We start from the raw sequence: 21,714 nt of genomic DNA, 5'->3' as shown, positions 1-21,714 counted from the left end.
TTGTAAAGGGGAGTATAATGGGATCAATACTAGTCAATCTTTCCACGATCACTGAAAGAGGTGAATACTAAATCAGTGGATTAAAGTATTGTAGTTTAACTTTTTTCTCATCAGATTAAGTTTTTTAAAATCATTAATCTTTTGATTTTTGATTGATCAAAAAGTTTGAACATTTCCCGTTTAGGTTTGAATAAAATGATTTCTTCTTTAACTCTATTTTTTTTTTTTTTTTTTTTTACATAGGGTAATTTTCTCATTTATAATTGATTATAAAAGGTTTTGTTAACCAAAATTCTCGAATCATATACACGATTTTCAGGAATCTAGACTTATTCCCTTTGTATTAAAAGAACCCTCATCTCTATATTTGATTCAACAAATAATCAGAATAAGGAATATCTCTTATAAACTAATTGTAGACATAGTTATTGATATTAATTGGAAATTCTACTAAAAGTAAAAAAACGGCTACAATTAAACCATTAAGTGATGAAGAGAAAGGCGATTTTCTCTAGATACAAAATATTGAAAAGAAGTATTAAGAGTGTTTTTAGTGTAAGAATTAGAAAATCAATGCTTTATGATGATTTGTGAAATTATGTTTTCATTTTTTTTAAAAATAACACCCAAAACAGGGTATCATTTTTTTCTACAACGACACTATAGGCATAAAACTCAAACTTCTACCTTCAAAATGACTAAAGGATAAATTTTTATTAATCACACAAATCAATCATTTATTGAATTTTTTATTATGAAATTAAAAAAAACATTACTTTTTTGTTTGATACAAATCTCTATTAATTCGTTATTAGTAGGGCAATCAAATGATCAGTTAAATCCACCTGCTGTAGAGTTTTCTGCTACTCCAACAGTAGCCGCATTAGCTAAGTATGCAGATACTCCTGTTAGTTACTATTCGGGAGTACCACAAATCAACATCCCATTATATCAAATTAACGCCAACGGATATACCTTACCTATAAGTTTAAGTTATCATGCCTCTGGTATAAAAATTAAACAAGAAGCTAGTTGGGCAGGTCTGGGATGGAGCCTTAATGCTGGAGGAATGATTACCAGACAAATCCGCGGTATTGATGATTTTGGTTTTAATGAAAATGGAGGATTAGGCTATTTTTCTAACCCTGAATATAATGTCCCTACAGCAAATTTACTTACATGTTACACTCAAACCACTCCGACTGATTGTGAAGTTACACCTTCAGCACAAGAAACTCCAATATTCGGAAGCAGCTATCAAAGTTGTAGAGTTCATTATGATGCCGAACCAGATTTGTTCCTATATAATTTTGGGGGATACTCAGGAAAGTTTATTGTACAATCTCTTCCTAAAGTGGGATCACGTATACCGGGTAAAGGAATTATGATCGATCAAAAAAATAACCTAAAAATAGAGTACAATCCTACTAATAATCGAAATTTCAAGATTACAACACCTGATGGTATTATATATGAATTTTCTAAAAAAGAAGAATCCGAAACCTGGTTTAAAAGTACAGAACCTGTATCAACCGAGTTTAGTAATACCAGATCAATGACAAACTCTTGGTTACTAACAAAAATTATTCTTACGAACAATTCTGAAATTAATTTTCTATATAAAAATGATGGAGATTATGGACAAGAAAGTCTAATAAATACTACTGTCGTAGATCGACGAATTATTGGATCTGCAGATGCTTCTTATACCAATAGACCCACCAATTGTTTACCTGATTATGAAAAACTTGAAAAATCTATTTCATACACCCGATATTTTGATAAATATGTACTCAATGAAATACAATGGGATGAAGGTAAAATAGTTTTTAATACAGATACAAGGCTGGATTTAGGAAAAGGGAATCCACAAAGACTTTCTAATGTTGAGATTTATAATACTCAAAACACAAATCCGATTAAAACCTACAAATTTACACATGATTATTTTAATCCAGAATACAAAAACCAGAATCACGAGCAGAGAAAACAAAATTTAAGGTTAAAGCTCCTGCAAATTGAAGAATTTAACATAGGCCAAACCGAGACTATACCTCCTTACAAATTTGCATATCATGAAGAGTATAATTTGCCTTCTAAATATTCTAATAGTCACGATTATTGGGGATATTACAATGGAGTTAACAATCAACAAGATAACTTAATACCTAAATTCCTGCCAACAGAAGTAGTAAACCTTGAAGAGTTTGAAGATTTTTATAATTCCTTGTCAAGTGTTAATATTTCAATTGAAAAGAGAACTATTTTTGAAAAAATAGCAGCTTCCTTAGATAAAATAGGGATAGGTGATTTAAGATCTGGTGTTGGGTTTTTGAATTCCATTTCATCAGAAGATGATATTGATGTTATTAAAATTCCTTACATTAAAAACACTACCGATTTAAGATTACTAGAATTAACTGGCGCTGACAGAAAATCGGTGTTAAAATATAGTAAAACGGCTACACTAAAAGAGATTACTTACCCTAGTTCTGGTACAGTCTCTTATGATTATGAACTTAATGAACATCTACCGTTAAAACCATTAAATAAAACGAGCGACTCATCCCATAATATAGAATTTATCGCTCGAAATGGAGTTCAGCAAAATAACACTGGAGTTCCAACCAGTTTACCTATTACTATTACTGGTAATGTAGAGTCAATAGAATTATCTTATGACATTAGATATGAGAATTTTGGTGGTGTAACTAATTTATTTAGTAATGATATAAACCTACAATTAGTAAAACTAGAAGGGGTTAGTGAAACCGTGATCAGAAAATTTTCTCATACTGCATTTCAGGATGACATTGCAAATTGGCCACAACAAGAGTTTATCAAAACATTTAAAGCTAAGTATTTTGTTGATTTAGGTCCTGGAGAATACCAACTAAAGTTTGAAGTTTCTCCCTATATATTAAGTACAAATCCAGATGTTGAAATTTTAAATGGAACTATTGAGTACGATGAGATTTTTTCTGAATTTGTTACTAAACTTAAAACAGGAGGCCTCAGGATACAAAAAATTATTTCACCAAAAAATACCAGAACATACGATTACACAATTTCCAAAGGTATTTCTTCAGGAAAATTAATTAGTTCTCCCAACTATTCTCAGGTCTATAGTATACAAAGAAGTAGTAATCTGGGGACAGTTATATATACATTATTAAAGAGACAATCCAATAGTAATATTCCTACTACAGGAACTATTACCGGAAATATCGTTGGGTACTCTGTGGTTAAAGAAAATATTATTGGGAATGGTAACAATATAACCTCAAGTTATGTTTTCTCTAATGATTTCGAAAGAATAATAGATTTTGATGTCCCTAATACTCCAGTCATAACAAATGGATATCTATTAGGTACATATCATTATAATGAAGAAAAACTTGTAGAATCTATACGAAATAAATATTCGACTAAATATACCGAAGAAATTAGGGCTGCAAATTATTCTCCAGTAGCTTATTTTTCTGGAGAAATAGGGGTTACTCAATATCAAATACCTAGTAAATGGATACCACTAACAAGTGTAGAAAACACAAGGTACAATTCTGGATCATCTTTAGATTCTATTACGAATAAAATTACTTATATATACAATAATGATATCACAAAATTGCATAGACAACCTATAAGTATGGAAACATCTAATAGTAATGGAGAAAGACAGAGTTCTATCTACTATTATCCCGAGAGTTTAGAGTTTCTTAATGATGTAAGTGATGAGGAAAAACAAACTGCAATATCCTTAATCCAAGCAAATAGGGTAAACGAGCGTATTCGTACAGAAAACTATATAGCTACAAAAAAAATAACGACGCAACATATTGTTTATAAACAAGAAAATGGATTATTAGTTCCTGAAACTTTTAAACAAGGTAAAGAAAGTGATGATCTCAATACTGTGATTACATATCATAAATATGATCATAAGAGTAATATTCTTGAAACTTCCAATAGAGAAGTAGGTATTCATACTGCATATATATGGGGATATGATGCTAATTATCCTATAGCAAAAATAGAAAATGCTACTTATGAAGATATATCTGAGTATGTTACAAGTTTGCAAATCAAATCCAAAAATGATGTCGATCACTGTAGAGAAACCACCTGTACAGAACAAATTTTAAGGGAAGCTCTTCTAAATCTTAGAAGTGCATTACCTAACAGTATGGTTACTACTTATACCTATGATCCATTAATTGGAATTACTAGTGTAACCGATCCAAAAGGCTATACCATGTATTATGAATATGATGACTTTAATCGTTTAGAATACGTAAAAGATGATGAAGGAAATTTGGTGTCAGAAAATAAATACAACTACAAAAACTAATGATGATGATAAAGAATAAAATAGTAAATAATAAGATAATCACATTAGCTATCATGTTGGTTTTCTTCGCACTAAAATCGAATACTATATCAGCACAAGTACAAGGAAATATTGGGGGGCCGACTATTTCAAATATTGGAGAAACTCATAGGTATGAATTATTTTTATCTGGTTTTCAAGGAAATCCTACATACCAATGGTATGTGACAGGCGGAATTATAGTTTTTCAAACAGAAAACAAAGCAGATATAAGCTTTGTAGATTCTGGTATGGCAAGAGTAACTTGTGTAGTAAACCAACAATATTCTTATGAAATAGATGTCACTTTAACAGGTAGTGTTGTTGCTCCTCCAAACCCTTCGGTTAGTTTAAGTTGTAATAGCGCAGTATTAAACCGAACGGGAGAGCCTGACCCCAATGTGATTTGGTTTTGGCAAGGAAAAAATCCTAATGGTGAAAATTTTAATTTGGGAAATGATGCAACATATACGGCTAATGAAGGTTCTGGACGGTATTATATTAGAGCCTATGATTATAACAGTGGCTGGAGCGATGACTCTGGATCTGTTTATGTTACTATACCACCACCAGTAACGGCTCCTTCTATGCCTTCTATTACAGAACTTTGCGGTAGTACAACCTTAAGTTTTAACTCTAGTAATGTTCCAAATGGTCTTACTTGGTATTGGCAGAGCTCCGATTCTGGAACTGATAGATCTAACTCTGAATCGTTAATAAGTTTTACCGAGGGTAATGCTACAGGAAATGTATATTATATAAAAGCACAAAATAATACTACAGGATGTTGGAGTACAGCCACCAAAATAACGTATAACCTCAAAAAACTACCTTCGAAACCAGAAATACCTACAATTAAAAAAGATTGTGGTAGTACCACTTTGTCATTTTCAGTAAAACCACCAGGTGGAGAAGATTGGTATTGGCAAAAAAGAGCTAATGATACCAGTATCTTAGAAGGAGGAAATACAAAAAAATTTAACACGAGTGGTGTTTATTATTTAAGAGCCAAAAGCAAATCAAACGACTGTTGGGGGCCAGCAATAGAAGTACAGTATACTGTTAACCCTATACCAGATCAACCTACCGTAAAGAGCCCTATTCAAAATTGTGGTAGAACCATACTAAGAAGAAATAATCCACCTAACATTAGTACGATATGGTACTGGCAAACTACTTCTGAAGGAGAAAGTTTTGATAATAATAGTGAATCTATTTCTTTTGCAGAAAGTGGTGTACATTACCTTAAAGCATATCATAAAGGAGGATGTTGGAGTACAGCTACAAGAATTGATTATATAGTTAATCCAATACTAAAAATAGCTTCTGGAACAGATGTAAGGAGATGCGGTTCGGGAACAGTTACACTGAATGCAACTCCAGGAACCGATGCTAATAGCATACGCTGGTATAATCAAGCAGGAACATTATTAAAAACTGGAAATCAATTTATCACACCTTCTATCAATACTACCACCACGTACTATGCAGAAAGTTATAATACAGATACAGGTTGTAGTGCAGGTTCTTCAAACCGAAAAGCAATTAGAGCGGTAATTAACCCAATACCTCGAATAGCTTCTGGAGCAGATGCAGGTCATTGCGGTTCAGGAACAGTTACACTTAGCGCAACTCCAGGAACCAATGCCAATAGCATACGTTGGTATAATCAAGTGGGAGCATTGTTAAGTACCGGAAATCAATTTGTTACGCCTACTCTTAGTACCACCACTACCTACTATGCAGAAAGTTATAATACCGATACAGGTTGTAGCGCAGGTTCTTCTAACAGAAAAGCAATTAGAGCAGTAATTAACTCAGTACCGGGAATAGCTTCTGGCGCAGACGTAAATCACTGTGGTTCGGGAAAAGTTACACTGAATGCAACTCCGGGAACCAACGCCAATAGCATACGCTGGTATAATGAAGCAGGAACCTTATTAAAAACTGGAAATCAATTTATCACTCAAACTATCAGTACCACTACTACGTACTATGCAGAAAGCTATAATACCGATACAGGTTGCAGCGCAGGTTCTTCTATGCGAATAGCAATTAGAGCAGTAATTAATCCGGTACCGGGAATAGCTTCTGGAACCGATGTAAGCCGATGTGGTTTGGGAACAGTGACACTTACTGCAACTCCTGGCACTAATGGAAATAATATTCGATGGTACGATTCGGGAGGAACACTAATTAGTACTGGCAATGAATTTATTACACCTACTATTAGTACCTCCACTGTGTACCATGCAGAAACCTATAACTCGGTAACGCAATGTTATGCTAGTACCAAAACACCTGTGCAAGCAAAAATTAATCCTATTATCATATGGTATGCAGACACAGACGGTGATAATTTGGGAGATCCTAATACTATGCTAAGCGCATGTACACAACCTACAGGTTATGTTGCTAATAATAGAGACCGATGTCCTGATGAATACGGTACAAATCAAGGATGTGTAGCATCAATACACGATCTAACATTATCTGATACAGAAAACTATATATTCACTAGGGTTTATCAAGAACCTATGAACACTTCTAGTGAGATCAAATATAATAAAGATGTTATTGAGAATGTGATATACTATGATAATATAGGACGTGAAAAACAACTCAGAGCTATAAAAGCATCTCCTCAAGAAAAAGACATTGTTACCCATGTAGAGTATGACGTTTTAGGCAGGCAGACTAAAGAATATTTACCTTTTCGATCAACGAACCCTGTAGGAAGTTATAGCGTTGTAGATATAAATACTCATATTAATGAGTACTATAAAAATAAGTATCCTAATGATTTTCCAGATGTATTAGCATCCGATAAAAATTTTAATGCCTATTCTGAACGTATACTCGAGTCTTCTTCATTAGGTCGTATATTAAAACAAGGGGCTCCAGGAACGGCTTGGAACGCAGATCCAGCTAACAATGATGACCATACCATAAAATTTGAATGGAGTACTAATGTTATAGATACAGTAATACGCTTCAAAGTTATTTTTGAAAGGAAAAACACAGGAAAACCGCAATTGGTAAAAGATGGATTTTATAATGCTAATCAATTATATGTTACTATTACTAAAGATGAAAACTGGCAATCCGATCAAACCCATCTCGACGATCATACAACCAAGGAATATAAAGACAAAAGAGGTAGAGTAATTTTAAAACAAACATTTAATGAAGGTATACCGCATGATACTTATTATGTATATGATGATTTTGGGAATTTAACCTATGTAATTCCACCAAAAGTAAATACTAGTGATGGAGTGAATTCTGTGGAATTAAATACTCTCTGTTATCAATATAAGTACGACTACAGAAACCGTCTGGTAGAAAAGAAAATTCCTGGAAAGGGGGGGTTCACCGATTGGGAGTCTATTATCTATAACAAATTAGACCAACCTATACTCACGCAAGATGCCAACCAAAAAGTAAAAGGAGAATGGTTGTTTACCAAATACGATGCTTTTGGAAGGGTTGCTTATACCGGTATATATAAGAGTACACGTAATAGAGGAACCTTACTTGTGGCAATGAGCGGAATTAGTACGTTTTGGGAAAAGAGAGAACCAGCTAATATAATCGGAGGAACTACATTACATTATAGTAATGATGCGTTTCCAGATAAAGATATAGAAATACTTACAGTCAACTATTATGATGATTATAATTTTGATATCGATGGGTTATCAGATCCGGGAACGGTCTACGGAGTAGACACCAGTGATCGTACCAAATCGTTAGTTACAGGAAGTAAAATAAAAGTACTTGGAACAGATAAATGGATCACCACCCTTACATATTATGATCAAAAAGGAAGACCAATTTATGTTTCGAATAAAAATGACTATCTCAATACTATAGACATTGTAGAGAATAAATTGGATTTTATAGGTAGAGTCGAAGAAACCAAAACTATACATGCTAAGGATAATAATCCTGCCATAGTAACTGTAGATAAGTTTAACTATGACCATACCGGACGATTATTACAACAAACGCAAAAGGTCAATACGCAAGCAGAAGAAGTTATTGTAAATAATACTTATGATCGATTAGGGCAATTAACAACCAAAGAAGTTGGAGGAGCACTTAACTCAAGTAGATTGCAGGAAATCAATTATATCTATAACGTACGAGGGTGGCTAAAACAAATAAACGATCCAACACAGGATCTGGGTGCTGATTTATTTGCTTTTAAGATTAATTATAATACAACTACGACTCTTAATATTAAACCCTTGTATAATGGTAATATAAGTGAATCGCATTGGAAAACTGCTAATGATAACACCAATAGAGGTTATGGCTATGATTATGATAATCTGAATAGGCTAAAATATAGTTCTTTTATAGGAGGTGCTTCTGGATCTGCTCAATATGACATGGGAGCGAGTTATGATAAAAATGGAAACATTAAAGATTTATATCGTTTTGACACTGGTGGATATAGTAATGTAATGGATAATCTTACCTACAAATATGATTGGGGTAATAAATTATTATCCGTTAGCGATACTGGTAATACCAAAGGTTTTAACGATGGAAATACATCTGGTAACGATTATGTTTATGATGTAAATGGTAATATGACGATGGATAAAAATAAAGGGATTACCAACATTAGCTATAATCATTTAAACTTACCTAATAGTGTTGCGATTTCTAATAGTGAAGGAACAGGAAATATTAGCTATATTTACGATGCCACTGGAGCGAAACAAAAGAAAGTTGTCTCTGGAGGAAGTTCTTTAATAGTAGAATACGCGGGTAATCACGTGTATGAAAACGGACAACTTAAGTTCTTTAACCATCCAGAAGGTTATGTAGAACCTAATGGAGAAGGTGAATTTGATTATGTATATCAGTATAAAGACCATTTAGGGAATATCAGACTCTCATACGCAGACCGCGACAACGATGGGAAAATCGATGTTCTTAGAAATGATGCAGATGTTGACGGAGATAATGATTATGCGCACGAAATCTTACAAGAAAAGAATTACTATCCTTTTGGACTACAACATAAAGGGTATAATGACCTGATTGTATCTGAACACAACTACGGTTTTGGTGGGAAAGAAGAACAGGATGAATTAGGCTTAGAATGGCTAGACTTTGGAGCAAGGAATTACGATCCTGCATTGGGTAGATGGATGAACATTGACCCATTAGCTGAATTTTATCATACTGATACGCCTTATGCATATGTATTGAATAATCCTTTAAGCTTTATTGACCCTGATGGAAGAGAAGTTATTGGAGTAACGAAAGATGATGCTAAAAAAGTTCACAACAATTTTAACACAGTATTTGCTGATAAGAAATTTGATGCTTTAAGAGCTTTATTTACAAGAGGAAAGAGAAACAATAAAAAAACGTTTGATAAAATTGATGGAGATGCACTAAAGGAAGCTTTATCTGGACTTAAAGGAGATGATTTAGCGTTGGCTGAAATTGTAACAGGAGCTATCAATTCTGATTCCGAGCATAAAGTTGAGTTTAAATCAGATGGTTCTAAAAATGTTTCTACATCAGGTAAAAACGCATTTAAAAGTAAATTACCATCTTATTTAGACCTAGCAGCTATTGAAGCCAAATATGGAGGTATTCCTGCATCTACTATAGCTGGTGATATTGGAGGTGCAGCAACGGTTATAACCGATGACGGCACACACTCTTTAATAATTGAAAACCATGCTGACAATGATGGTGCTGTAACTTCTTTCCATGAGGTTTTTGGTCATGGACGTCCATTGTCATTAGGAAGAAAAAGTACTGCACATCAAGATGCAGTTAGAACAGAGAACTTGGTTTTAAGAGTTTTAGGAAGAAGTTCAGACCAAATCGACGGAACAACACATGGACCAAAAACTAAAGTACCAAATGCGAAAGCATTACCAGGGTTCAAATAAAATTATGAAACTATTATTATGAGGCATTTACTTTTTAATATTATATTAATACTATTTGTAACATCTTGTAACTCACAAACAAATTTTGATAAAGCAAGGATAGATAGTATAAATCAGTTTATTAGTGAAAATTTAAAAAATGATTTAGGAAAGCATATTGTTTTTAATATTAATGACAAGTATCTTGTTATTGATAATAATGACCAGAATAAAGTTTATTATTTATCTGATAAAAAAGGTTATGAGAGTTACGAAATTGATAAAAGTGAAATACTTAATCAGTTTTTTGAATCAAAGTCGAATATTAAAAGGAATATAAAAGCCTATTCAGGAAGTGATTATAAAGATTCTTGTTCAAGCACTTTTATATATTTTGCTATGAATGATAAAATTGATACTCTTTTTGATTTTCATCTACCATCAATGCTATTATGCGATGATAAAAAAGTTAGTTATCCAATAGATAATAAAATTCTAAACTATTTAAATGGACTTATTTTAAAAAAATGGCCAAATGGCTGATTGTCTATTTTATCGAGTTTTATACCCCCCGCTCCCGCTAGTCTGTGCCTTAAATCCGCATGTCTCGATTAATTTAAGTTTTTTTTTAAGATTAAGTTGAAAACCCTCTAAGGTATTTAGATTTTTCCACTTTTTAGTTCTAAATTTTTCAGAGAACTAATTGTATAGGTGTTTGAGAAGACAATGAGGTATATGCTTTAGCCCCAACTTTGTTGGGGTTTACTTTTTAATAAGTCATTTTGGGATCTTCCTTGTTTTTTAGTTAGGTTTTGAAATGTATATTCCCATATATCCTGAGTTTGCGTTGTCGAGAAGTTTTAACCCATTTGGCAGGGATTGTAATAAATCTAAAGATAAATTTTTTGATTCTAAAATTGGATTTAAGGTTCTCAAATATTTGAGAAAAGCTAGTAATTACATAGTTGTATAGATTTCTACACATTGCAGTAAAAATCATAAAAACGGTATTCTGTTCTAATTTTGAAAAAGGTAAATTATCCCATCCAAAATCATTTTTTAATACATCAAATTCTTTTTCAACTGTTCCGCGTTGATTATAAAAAAAGACAACATCATTAACATCCATATTCTGATCATTAGTAAGAATAGCTGAATAAATATAAGCTTCATTAGTAAAAAGATTCACTTGTTTATCATTTCGTTCTATTTTGGATACTACCAGACGGTATGTTTTAAGATCCTGAGGGTTTATGGTATCTCTATTAGCTCTTATAAAAGGTTTGAATTGAGTTTCTCCACGATATATAATCTCTTGTTTACTTTCTATTTTTTGCCAAGTGGAAATACTAGCAATGGCTTTTGAAAGAGCAGCACTCATGCGAGCTGTTATATAAAAATAATCTGTCTTTTGACTAACTAGATTGACCACATCATATAAATAAGAACCACTATCAGCTCGAAAAGATTTGATTTTTATCTTAGATTCATCCAATAAGTCAAACATTCTTGAGACGGTTTGATTCTGTAAAGTACGAGGATTGCTATTGCCGTTTCTGTTCTCTACATAGACAATATGATTTCCAACTATACCTACTCCTGGACAGTATCCATATCGCTTTTTATAGGTATTGGCACTATCTGCTTTATCATTAAAAATGAAGGTGTTATCGTAATCAAGAGTCAAGCTATCTCCTAACAATCCTCCCAAGGATGTCAATACTTTTAAATTTAAGGTATTGATATCTTTATTAATGCTCAATTCATGTGTGCTTTTTCCTCTGGGACTTTTTATCACCACTTTAGGAAGAGCTAGTTCCTTGAACCTTTCTAATACTCTATCAGGACTTGGGATATTTAAAAAATGAGTATGCTTTAAGTGATGATGAAAATTACCTCCTAAATCTTCTATACAATCTCCTCCACAAAAATAGATTGACCAAAAAGAATACAATATATCTTTCCAAGAATATTTGCATTGAGCAGGTAATTTTGGTAAATGTTCCTGCAACAATTTCCCTATTTTTTTGTTTTCAAATTCTTGTAAAACAAAATTTAAACCACCAAAAGGGTTTATGTGAGAAGAATTTAATATTTTCATATCAGTGTTTTATCGCAACACCAATTTAGGTGAAAATACTAAAAACCGCAAACTATTTGGTTTCAAAGGTTTGCGGTTGTTTTCTCTTATAAACATGCGGATTTAAGGCTGTGACTAGTGGCGGTAAAGATGTCTCGTCCTAAAAAAAGTTTACATATTTTACATTAATCCTAAAATAGATTTACAACTTAATCTTAGTCCTATTATTGATTTACAATGATAGGACTTTTTACATAATAATTCTTCCATAGTTTTTCGGTTTTTATGTTGTTTTGATATACTTGATTCGGAGTTAAATTTCCAATACTCATATGTGGTCTTTCTTGATTGTATAGATTGATCACTGTTTTTAATAAGTTTCTAGCTTCCCCTGCTGCCGCTAGAGTGATCGCTACCGCTAGAATTTTTCTAGTGGCGTCGATGAGTATGCGGTAAGAGTAAGAACATAATAATTAACAGACAGTCATCTAGAGATAGGTGGCTGTTTTTTTATGAGAAAGCTTGCTTAGTTTTTACGTTTTGGATAACATTATCTATCAAATATAACAAGTGATTTTTATCTTCATTAGGTAACTTTTGTATGTCTTGAACCCAATCGTTCGGATGTGACAGCGCGGAAATGTTTTCCGTGTTGCGTATGAGTAAGCGATAAGAGTAAGAACTATGGTAAATAAACACTGACTCTATTCTCTGAAAATCGTACTCAGACTCAGGTATAAAAACACTATTCTTTTTATCAACTATTTTAGGACTTTGTTTAATAGAACTAAGATACGCCAGTTTAAACACTGGATAAAATCCGTGACTGACGTAAATTTTCTTAGCTATCTTCTTTTTCGTTTATATAAAAACAATCCTAACAATAGTATTCCTAAAGCTCCAAACCCAAGAATCCAATACCAGTAATTAATAGTACTAAACTGTATCGGAGCACTATCTCCTACCAGATAAAATCCTCCCCAGTAAAAAGGTGCTTTGCGATAGCGATCTGCGGTTTTAAGATATTGTAATTTTGCTTGTTGTAAAGCTCTCCCTTTATTCATCCCCGCTTTAAGATTGGTATAAAAATATTGCATCAATTCTGGAGCTGTATTATCAGGTACTTCCCAACTGCTTAGGAGCAAGCTTTTGGTACCTGCATATTGAAAAGCATTCCCCAAACTCATGATTCCTTCTCCTTTGGCGATTTTCCCCGTTCCTGTATTACAAGCACTTAATACAGTAAGTTCTGATGGGATATCCAAAGCAAATAATTCATGAGCATATAATAAATTATCTTCTATCGTATCTTTAGATTTGGTGAAAAAGAGTTTAGAATTCTCTGGCCTTTCATTATCCACCTCACCATGTAAGGCTAAATGTACAATCTTATACTGATTCGCTTTTTTCTTAAAGTTAGCCTCATTTGCTGCTGTTCCAAAATAATATTGGCCATCAATAATGTCAGCGATAGCTCTAATCTCTTTGCGAGTTCCTGGCAGGTCGTCAGCGGCATCTCTTAATGTAGCCAAACTCATGTTTTTTGAGTTTACAATATTGGTCGAATCTGAAAAAGAAAATGCAAGGCATCCTTCCTTCTTATCTTTTGATGTTACCTTTTTAAAAGGATTAAATAATAGGTTGGCAGAGTTTGCATAGTTAATGGCATAATCTTTCAGTAAATATGAAAGTTCTCCCGGATTTTCTGATACATCGTTCTGAGTCAATAGCAATTCAAAATTAAGATGCCATAGAGATCCATCAGGAACAATGATGAGTTTATCTCCCTTAAGTTGTTCTTTTATCGGAGTTACAAGTGCATTATATAGTAAATGTGATTGTTTTTTAAACTCTTGGATGTTTTTACTAGTAATACTTTCACGAAATTGTTCAACCTGTTTTGTGAGTTTTGGAGTTGCTAATTCTTGCACAGCAATTTCATTTTTAGAAATGGTAAAAGCATAGGTGATGCTATCTCCGGTAAAAAACTCTAATAGCGTTGTTTTATCATCTAATTGTTTCTGGATATCAGAAGTTTTAACGATATCATTATTATATTTAAGCTTAAAATATTTAGGATAGTTTTTTTCTAATGATTGATTTAAGGAATCTCTTCTTCTATTAATATTAAATAATTCATTTTCATACTCCTTAATTTTTAGCGTATCAATTGATTTTTTAGATTCTTCTTTTAAGATCTGCGAGATATAAAAAGCTCGATTTGTTCTTATTATTTTTTCCGTTGTTAAAAGTTCGTCTGGTAATCCTGTATAATTTTTTGCATGAGAATCATTCAGGAGTTCTTTTAATATATTGCTTTTGTTTCTCTCTAGATAATAAAATACTCGTGCCAATAATGATTCTTCTTTTGTTTCCTTATATTCTATTAGGAGTGTATTAATCGCATCTGTATAGATTTCCTTTGCTTGTTTAGCAAAAGAAACTTTATCTTGATAATTTTGGTAGGATTGTCGTATAGTATTAATGACAAGATCTGCTTGTTTGTATATCGCAATACTTTTAGTTAAATCTTGCTTATTATTATTATCCTTAAATTTTGATAATAATGTTTTGGCTTTTCCTTCCAAAGTCTGCAGAAACAAATGTACATCCTGATATTCATTAACATTAAACGGGTTAACATTGCTGGAAGTATTATTTCTGGAATTGGCTATAAATGCCTTATCAAAAAAAGAAATTGCCATATCATATTTTTGTTGTTTATGATATACGGTTGCAATATCGTTATAAAAAGCTCCTGTAAGAATATGTTCTTTTCCATATTCAATACATAAAATTTGTAATGCTTTTTGATAATATTTTAAAGCATCCTTATACTCCATCTTCTCTAAACTGACTGCACCTACATCACTATATACAGAAGCAATGAAAGTTTTATCTTGCTCAACGATAGTATTGAATATTTTTAAAGCATCTTTATAATATTTCAAAGCTATTTCATACTTTTTTTTACGAACATATACATTTCCAATATTAACATACATACCTCCAACCTTGCGATGATTTTTTGTTAGTGAAGCCTCATAGGTCTGTAATGCCCTTTTATAATAATCTAGAGCTTTTTCATTAGAACCCATACCAAAAAACATACTCCCTACATTTTGATATGTATCTCCCGCATGTAAACTATTCTCTCCATAAAGTTGATGTTCGATATGTAAACTTTTTTTAAAATAAGTTAATGCTTTATAATATTCACCATTTGCGGAATAACTACTTCCTAAACCTCTATATACTAGGACTAAATTTTGTAAATGATTGTGTTTTATAAAAATCAACAATGCTTTTTGACCATAATCTATTGCATTACTAATATTATTAAGACTTCTATAAGTTGCAGCTAAATTTCCATAAGTATATCCAACATAGAGGTGATCTTTGCCTAAAGTTTTAGTCTTTATTGTTAAATTCTTTTTGTAATATTCTATTGCTTTCTGAGATCTTCCAAGTTGAGTATATGCAGCTCCTATATTATTATACATATCTCCAGTTTTTGGATGATTTAAACCCAAAATCTTTACATTAATAGCCAAAGCTTTTTCATAATCATGTATTGATTTTGTATAATCGCCTGTTTGATAATGGAACACACCTATGTTATTATATGATTTTGCTATGTCCAGGTGGATTTCTGAAAATAGTTTTTGTCTAATTTTTAACGCTTTTTTGTATAATACGAGAGCTTGATCATAATCAGGAATATTTTCATAATAATTAGCCATATTATCAAAAGCATTTGCTTTTTCTTGATTTTCTTGTATTAGATATTTATCACTTATTTCTAAAGCTTTCTTTGCATTTTGTAGTGACTTTTCAATTTTGTGACTCCGCCATTGATTTTCAGAAATCTTATTATAACAACTAGCAACTTTTTCCCAGGCCTTTGCTTTTTTATATTCTGGAAGTGCTTTTTTGAAAGATATTATAGATTCTTCATGTTTTTTTTGGGTCAACAGAGAATCTGCTTTTTTATAATACTGCGAAGCCCTTGTAGTATCGATTTTGGTTTGTGCAATTGTACTTTTAAAAGGAAAAAAGAGAGTGCAAAAAAAGAATAGTACAGTGAGACGAAAGTTTGAGATAATTATCATATATTAAATGGTAACGTGGCTAAAATATAAAAATAGGATATAGATAACTTTATTGATTGTTTTTAAACCGTGAAAACTACAAAGCAAATGTCATTATCCAAAAAATGTATTTATTGTAATTTTTCAAGTAAATCCACGGCACTCTTTTTATATAAGTTTTCATAAGAGACTAATTCTTTAAGGAAATTAATAGCTCTATCGTAATCTTCTAACTTTATATAGACTAAAGATAAAAACCAAAGTGCATCATCGCGAAATGTATCATTCTTTAATATGCTTTCGAATAAAACAATGGCCTTTTCTTCTTGGTTAAGATTAAGATAACTGTTGCCTAAATACAATTTTAACTTATCATCTGTGGAATGTTTTTGAACAAGTTTTTCTAGTGTCGGAATTGCCTTTTGATACTTTTTTTTCTCATAAAGTATGGATACATCTTTTAATTCGCTTAGAGTAGTATGGCTGTTTCTTGTAAGTTCATCCATCGGATAAGGAACATAATAATGCTCATATAAGTTGTTTTCTATAGGATTAAACAACCATAAAAATGATGAAACCCCTACTATTGCTATAAAAACAGCGGCTATTTTATAATATATACTAAAAGGTTTTTTTGATGTAACTTTTTTAAATTTCTCTTCTTCTATTTCAGTGTCAATAGTTTTAAGTCGTTCTCTAAATGTAATTACATCGGTATCTTTTAACGCCTCTTGCATTAATCGATATGTATCAACTTCTTCTTGTAATTCGGCATCAGATTTTAAGGTGTTTTCAAATAATTCTAGATCATTTCCTTTTAAATCACCATTTAAATATGCATCGATTTTTTCAAATAATTCCTGAGTTCTTTTCATGACTTATTTGGATTTATATGATTCTTTTAGTTCTCTGAAAATAGGATCTTTTTCAATTATTCCTGTTAATTTTTTTTGGCACATAAACTTTCTCTTTCTGGTATAGGCTTCCGTAAGATTTCTTTTTACAGCAATATCTCGTATATGATAACCACTAAAAAATAACAATAAAATTTCTTTACAACCTTCCCCAAGTTTTAAAAGATGTTTTTGGATTAAGAATATTTTGTCCATTTTATCCATATATTCGATAGGAATTTTTTCTTCCTCAATATCCGGAATAATGATATTAGTCTTAATTAACAGCTTATTATCTTTTCTTAGTCTATTACGCCACAAATTTCTACTTATTCCACATACATAGGTTCCAAGAGCACATTTTATATCTAAAGTGTTGGTTTTGATTTTTTCGTATATGATTATCATCGCATCCTGAAAAACATCCTTAGCATCGTCTTGATTCCCATGATTTTGTGTGACATAAATAGACACTACAGGTAGGTTTTTTTGGTAAAATTCCTTAATAACTTTATCATCATCGTTAATGAATGCTGTAATAATCTTAGTATTGTCTTTGCTCATAAATGATCAAAATGCTTTTCCTGATTTTGGATGATTTAAAATAAGTTTAGTAGTGCTCATAAAATGAGTTCATATAGTATAAAACAAAAATAAGGCTCTTAAGTGACAATTTTTATTATATAATAAGAATCTTGTTTGTGGTTGGAGTAGTGCTATCTAGCTTTTAGAATTCAGGTTCTAATTTAATAATTTCAAAATCAATTTTTTAGAAAAATCCTACTTTACATAGTTTTTGTTGTTCTTTGCCAGTGTTAACAAAAAGACTCTAACCTGTAACATTGAGGTCGCCAATAGTATTCAAAAGATTTACTTGAGGTACAAATAGCAAAAAATAGCTATATTCTAATTATGTTCTTTTTACTCCTTTTCAATCTCTAAGAAGGCAGTAATCAGTTAAATGTTCTGACTTTTCTGCATAACTATTAGAAACAGTAATTCTTTACGATCAATTTCCCATCAATTAATCACTTTTCGAGAGCATATAACTCGTATATCGTTATAGAAAGGAACTTATCCAAAAAAGGTTAATGTATTTAAGAACCGTATGATTAGAAAATAACGAGCTTCCTAAAACTTTTAAATGTTTAGGCAAATGTTAAAATAGAATTCTCTTTATATTGTTTTATAAAACAAATTTATCTAATGTTACTTTCTGTTCTTGATTATACAGTTTAATAACTTTCACACTTTTTGTTTGATTAGAAAGTCCATAGTTTCTATAAATTGTATATTTCATTAACGAAGGAGTAGGGCTCGATTCTTTTTCAAAAGATTGAATATTAATAATCCATTCTCCTTCTATAAAAGGGTCGTCTATAATGAATTCTTCTGATAAGACACCGCTTTTTATTCTGGTCGAAAGTAATTCTTGATTTCCTTCAAACGTATGAGACCATTTATAAAACTTTTTCTGAGGATCAACGAACTGTAATTCAAATTCTGTAAGAGGTTTATTCCATTCAAAAACTATACGTACATGAGAGCCTTCTGCAATTAGTAGATCTTTTGGTAAATCGGTATATGATACTTCGGATCTATGATTATTTAGGAAATGTCTGAATTGCGCTTCTGCTTGAGGTAATATTTCAGAGAAATCGATATTCTTGTCGTCATTATTTAAAATTCTTTTATAAAGTTCAAACGATTTTTCATACTTTTTATTCTCTTTATAACTTTTGGCAAGATCAAGATAGGATTGAGCATAATGTGGTTTTAAATCTCCTATTTTTTCATAGATTAATAAAGCCTTTTCTATTTCATTTCTTTCTTCCAGATAAAAGGCTAAGGTCCGTAATACGCTATAGTTACTTTCAGATAACTCTGCTAGATTTGATAAGATTTCATCCGAAAAATTTTTATCCCATCTTTTAAAATAGTACATACTGTAGATGTGAAAAGGTACTTCTAATCGATGTGTTTCTAGCAATGAAAAATAGATGTTTTTTGCATTTGAGTAACTATTGCTTTCCCATAAGGCTTTTAAGTATGGAGGTCTTTTTAGATTAGGATCTAATAAAAAGTGAGATTCTTTGTATTCATTACCTTCAACCAAAAGTGATGGAGTAGACTCTTTTTCGTCTAATTCATCAATATTAAAAACTGTTGTAATAATAAATACGCCACCACTTGTACCATATTCAGTCATTTTAGCTAACGACCTTATCAACGTGATACTTTTTATTTGTGATGGTAATAGATGAACTGGAGGCCTTTTATATACAGCACCATCTACTACAAAAATAGGATAGGCTCCATACCAAGTAACAAGCCTAACAACACCAATGCTTACTTGATCACCAAACCCTGTAACCTGAACACCTGGCATCGTTCGAAAAACATCAGCAAAGAAAAATGAAGATTTAGGAAACTGTTCGTTATATATAGTAAAATTAGAACCAACCATCCTTTTCTTTTTATCTTCTCTGATTATGTCTTGTTTTGATCGTGAATCATTTTTTGCTTTTAGATATACTTGATCAAGAGTTTTATATTTGGGTTTTAATGTTACTGATAATTTTTTTGATGTATCTATTTTTACTCGTTTTGAAAGCATTCCAAATGCTTTAAAAACAAGCACATCATCGTACTCTGCATTAATTGAAAATTCACCATTGGCATTTGTCTCTACCTCTTTAAGAGAACCAACCAAAGATACTTTACAACCTTGTATTGGCATGTTGTTTTTTGTGAATACGGTTCCTTTAATGCTGTTTTTTGTGAAATCGATATTGTATACCGATTGATCTTCGATATCATTCATGATAACTTCGACAGCAGTTTCTGTATTTATTTTTGACAGGTTAATATAATATCCTTCACTAGAAATACTTGCATCTTGGAGGATCATATGATTTGCTTTTGGATTACTACTGACATAAAACGCAGGGATGGAATACATAAATTTATGATCTCCGTAGGTGTGAATACCATCGGTAAATACCAAATATTGATCTGGTGTTTGTTTTTGTTTAAAAAGATCAATAAAATTACTTCCGCCATTGTATCGTAGCTTACGGATCTCAGAAAGCAGCTCTTTACTGTTTCCTCGTTTTATGTAAAATACTTTATCATTTCCTACAATATTAGAAAAGGGTATTAAAGTTATCCGGGCTTCTTTAAGCTTATCTATGTATTTCTTTAAAAAATCTAATTCTGTTTCTAAATCTAAGTTTTTCCTTGATAATGAGGTGTCCCAGTACAATGTTATATTTTCTGGTTTCTTTCTTTTTTTGATAGTATTAGAGGAATCTGGAAACGAAATATCTAATTTAAAAGCCATACTGATTCCGTATTTGACTTCCCAATCATCCTGACTAATATATTTTACAAATCCCTTTTTGTTATTGCTTCCGCAAATTGCAAAACCAATATCATCACCATAAACTTCTACAAGTTCCAAACTTACAATGATATCTTCATTGACCACAATATTATGAGGGGATAAGTCTATAATTTCTTCTCCATCTTTGGCGACTATAGTGTGATATATGTTATTGTTAAGAATGTTTGTTCCTGGTTTATTTTGGTGTTTTTTATAGATATTGACTCTTACTAATAAACTATCACTGTAATTTTCTAAGACATAAAATTTTAATTTTTCAAGCTTTGTATTTTTCTTTCTAATTTTCATAGAAGATGCGATTTCTCCTCCTAGTGCTTTTTTATCTTTCCAGTATCCCATAAATTTTTTGGAATAATCGTAAGGACCAATAGTCATTTTTTGTCTTTCCTTTGCTATGACAACAGTCTCTTCTAAAGTAAAAACATCGGGTTCGATATAAATTTTATCATCCTTTAATAAAAGGTGATATAATTCTTTAGCGCTAAGAGTAATGCTCTTGTAGCCAATGCTGGATATTTGCAAAACATCATCATTGTTTATTTTACTCTCATCGTACCGTAGTAGAAACCTACCGTCACTTTGACTTACGGTACCAATCCCTTTTTCTAAAAAACCTACATTAACATAAGGTACAGCTTGCTGCGTTTCCTTATTTAAGACATATGCATCGATGGTAATCTCATATTGACCTGTAGCAAGTTGATAACTTGCAAGGAACATAAAAAAAAATAGAGCTTTTAGTTTCATAAACGTGATTGATTTTATTAGAATATTTTTACAGTATAGATAGTTTTCGCGATCATTACTAAAAATACTAATGAAACCGTAGTTTATACTCCTTAATGCTGTTAAAAATGTGTTATAAAGATGGTTACAGGTCTATTTTTCTATTTTGTTTAACATTTGTTAGACGAAATAGAAAAAATACTTTGAAAAAGGAAAGCTATTTTAAACTCATTATTGGGATTG

At 31.6% G+C, this 21,714-nt stretch carries 9 protein-coding genes; 3 read left to right on the top strand and 6 right to left on the bottom strand.

Annotated elements, in window-relative coordinates; all coding sequences use genetic code 11:
* Positions 1–754: 754 nt before the first annotated feature.
* The 3 genes from D1818_RS10125 to D1818_RS10115 are packed head-to-tail and all read left to right on the top strand — an operon-like array spanning position 755 to position 10,818.
* Complete coding sequence (locus tag D1818_RS10125; RefSeq protein WP_118458572.1) at positions 755–4,351, top strand: hypothetical protein; 3,597 nt, start codon at positions 755–757, stop codon at positions 4,349–4,351.
* A gap of 5 nt (positions 4,352–4,356) precedes the next feature.
* A complete protein-coding gene (locus D1818_RS10120) occupies positions 4,357–10,296 on the top strand; it encodes a DUF6443 domain-containing protein (RefSeq protein ID WP_158596902.1) in 5,940 nt (1,979 codons plus the stop codon).
* Positions 10,297–10,314: 18 nt separating this feature from the next.
* A complete protein-coding gene (locus D1818_RS10115; protein WP_118458568.1) occupies positions 10,315–10,818 on the top strand; it encodes a hypothetical protein in 504 nt (167 codons plus the stop codon).
* A gap of 262 nt (positions 10,819–11,080) precedes the next feature.
* Here the strand turns inward: D1818_RS10115 and D1818_RS10110 are convergent, their stop codons facing one another.
* From D1818_RS10110 to D1818_RS10085, 6 genes are all read right to left on the bottom strand, one after another.
* A complete protein-coding gene (locus tag D1818_RS10110; RefSeq protein WP_118458566.1) occupies positions 11,081–12,376 on the bottom strand; it encodes an IS1380 family transposase in 1,296 nt (431 codons plus the stop codon).
* Positions 12,377–12,579: 203 nt separating this feature from the next.
* Positions 12,580–12,765 (bottom strand): integrase core domain-containing protein, encoded by a 186-nt coding sequence (locus tag D1818_RS25290; protein ID WP_256371977.1) that lies wholly within the window; start codon positions 12,763–12,765, stop codon positions 12,580–12,582.
* Between the two features lie 435 nt (positions 12,766–13,200).
* Positions 13,201–16,329 carry a CHAT domain-containing tetratricopeptide repeat protein gene (locus tag D1818_RS10100; RefSeq protein ID WP_158597019.1) on the bottom strand — a complete coding sequence of 1,043 codons (3,129 nt, stop codon included), beginning with the start codon at positions 16,327–16,329 and terminating at the stop codon, positions 13,201–13,203.
* A gap of 248 nt (positions 16,330–16,577) precedes the next feature.
* Positions 16,578–17,321, bottom strand: a complete 744-nt coding sequence (locus tag D1818_RS10095; RefSeq protein WP_118458561.1) for a CDC27 family protein — start codon at positions 17,319–17,321, stop codon at positions 16,578–16,580.
* 3 nt (positions 17,322–17,324) lie between these two features.
* Positions 17,325–17,903 carry an RNA polymerase sigma factor gene (locus D1818_RS10090; protein ID WP_118458559.1) on the bottom strand — a complete coding sequence of 193 codons (579 nt, stop codon included), beginning with the start codon at positions 17,901–17,903 and terminating at the stop codon, positions 17,325–17,327.
* Between the two features lie 622 nt (positions 17,904–18,525).
* Entirely contained in the window at positions 18,526–21,492 is a 2,967-nt protein-coding gene (locus tag D1818_RS10085; RefSeq protein ID WP_118458557.1) for a carboxypeptidase-like regulatory domain-containing protein, read from the bottom strand.
* Between the last annotated feature and the right edge of the window lie 222 nt (positions 21,493–21,714).

The sequence above is a fragment of the Aquimarina sp. BL5 genome, from assembly GCF_003443675.1.
In the GTDB taxonomy this organism is placed as follows: domain Bacteria; phylum Bacteroidota; class Bacteroidia; order Flavobacteriales; family Flavobacteriaceae; genus Aquimarina.
The sequence above is the reverse complement of the archived record's forward strand: the minus strand, read 5'-3'. Positions and strand labels throughout refer to the sequence as shown.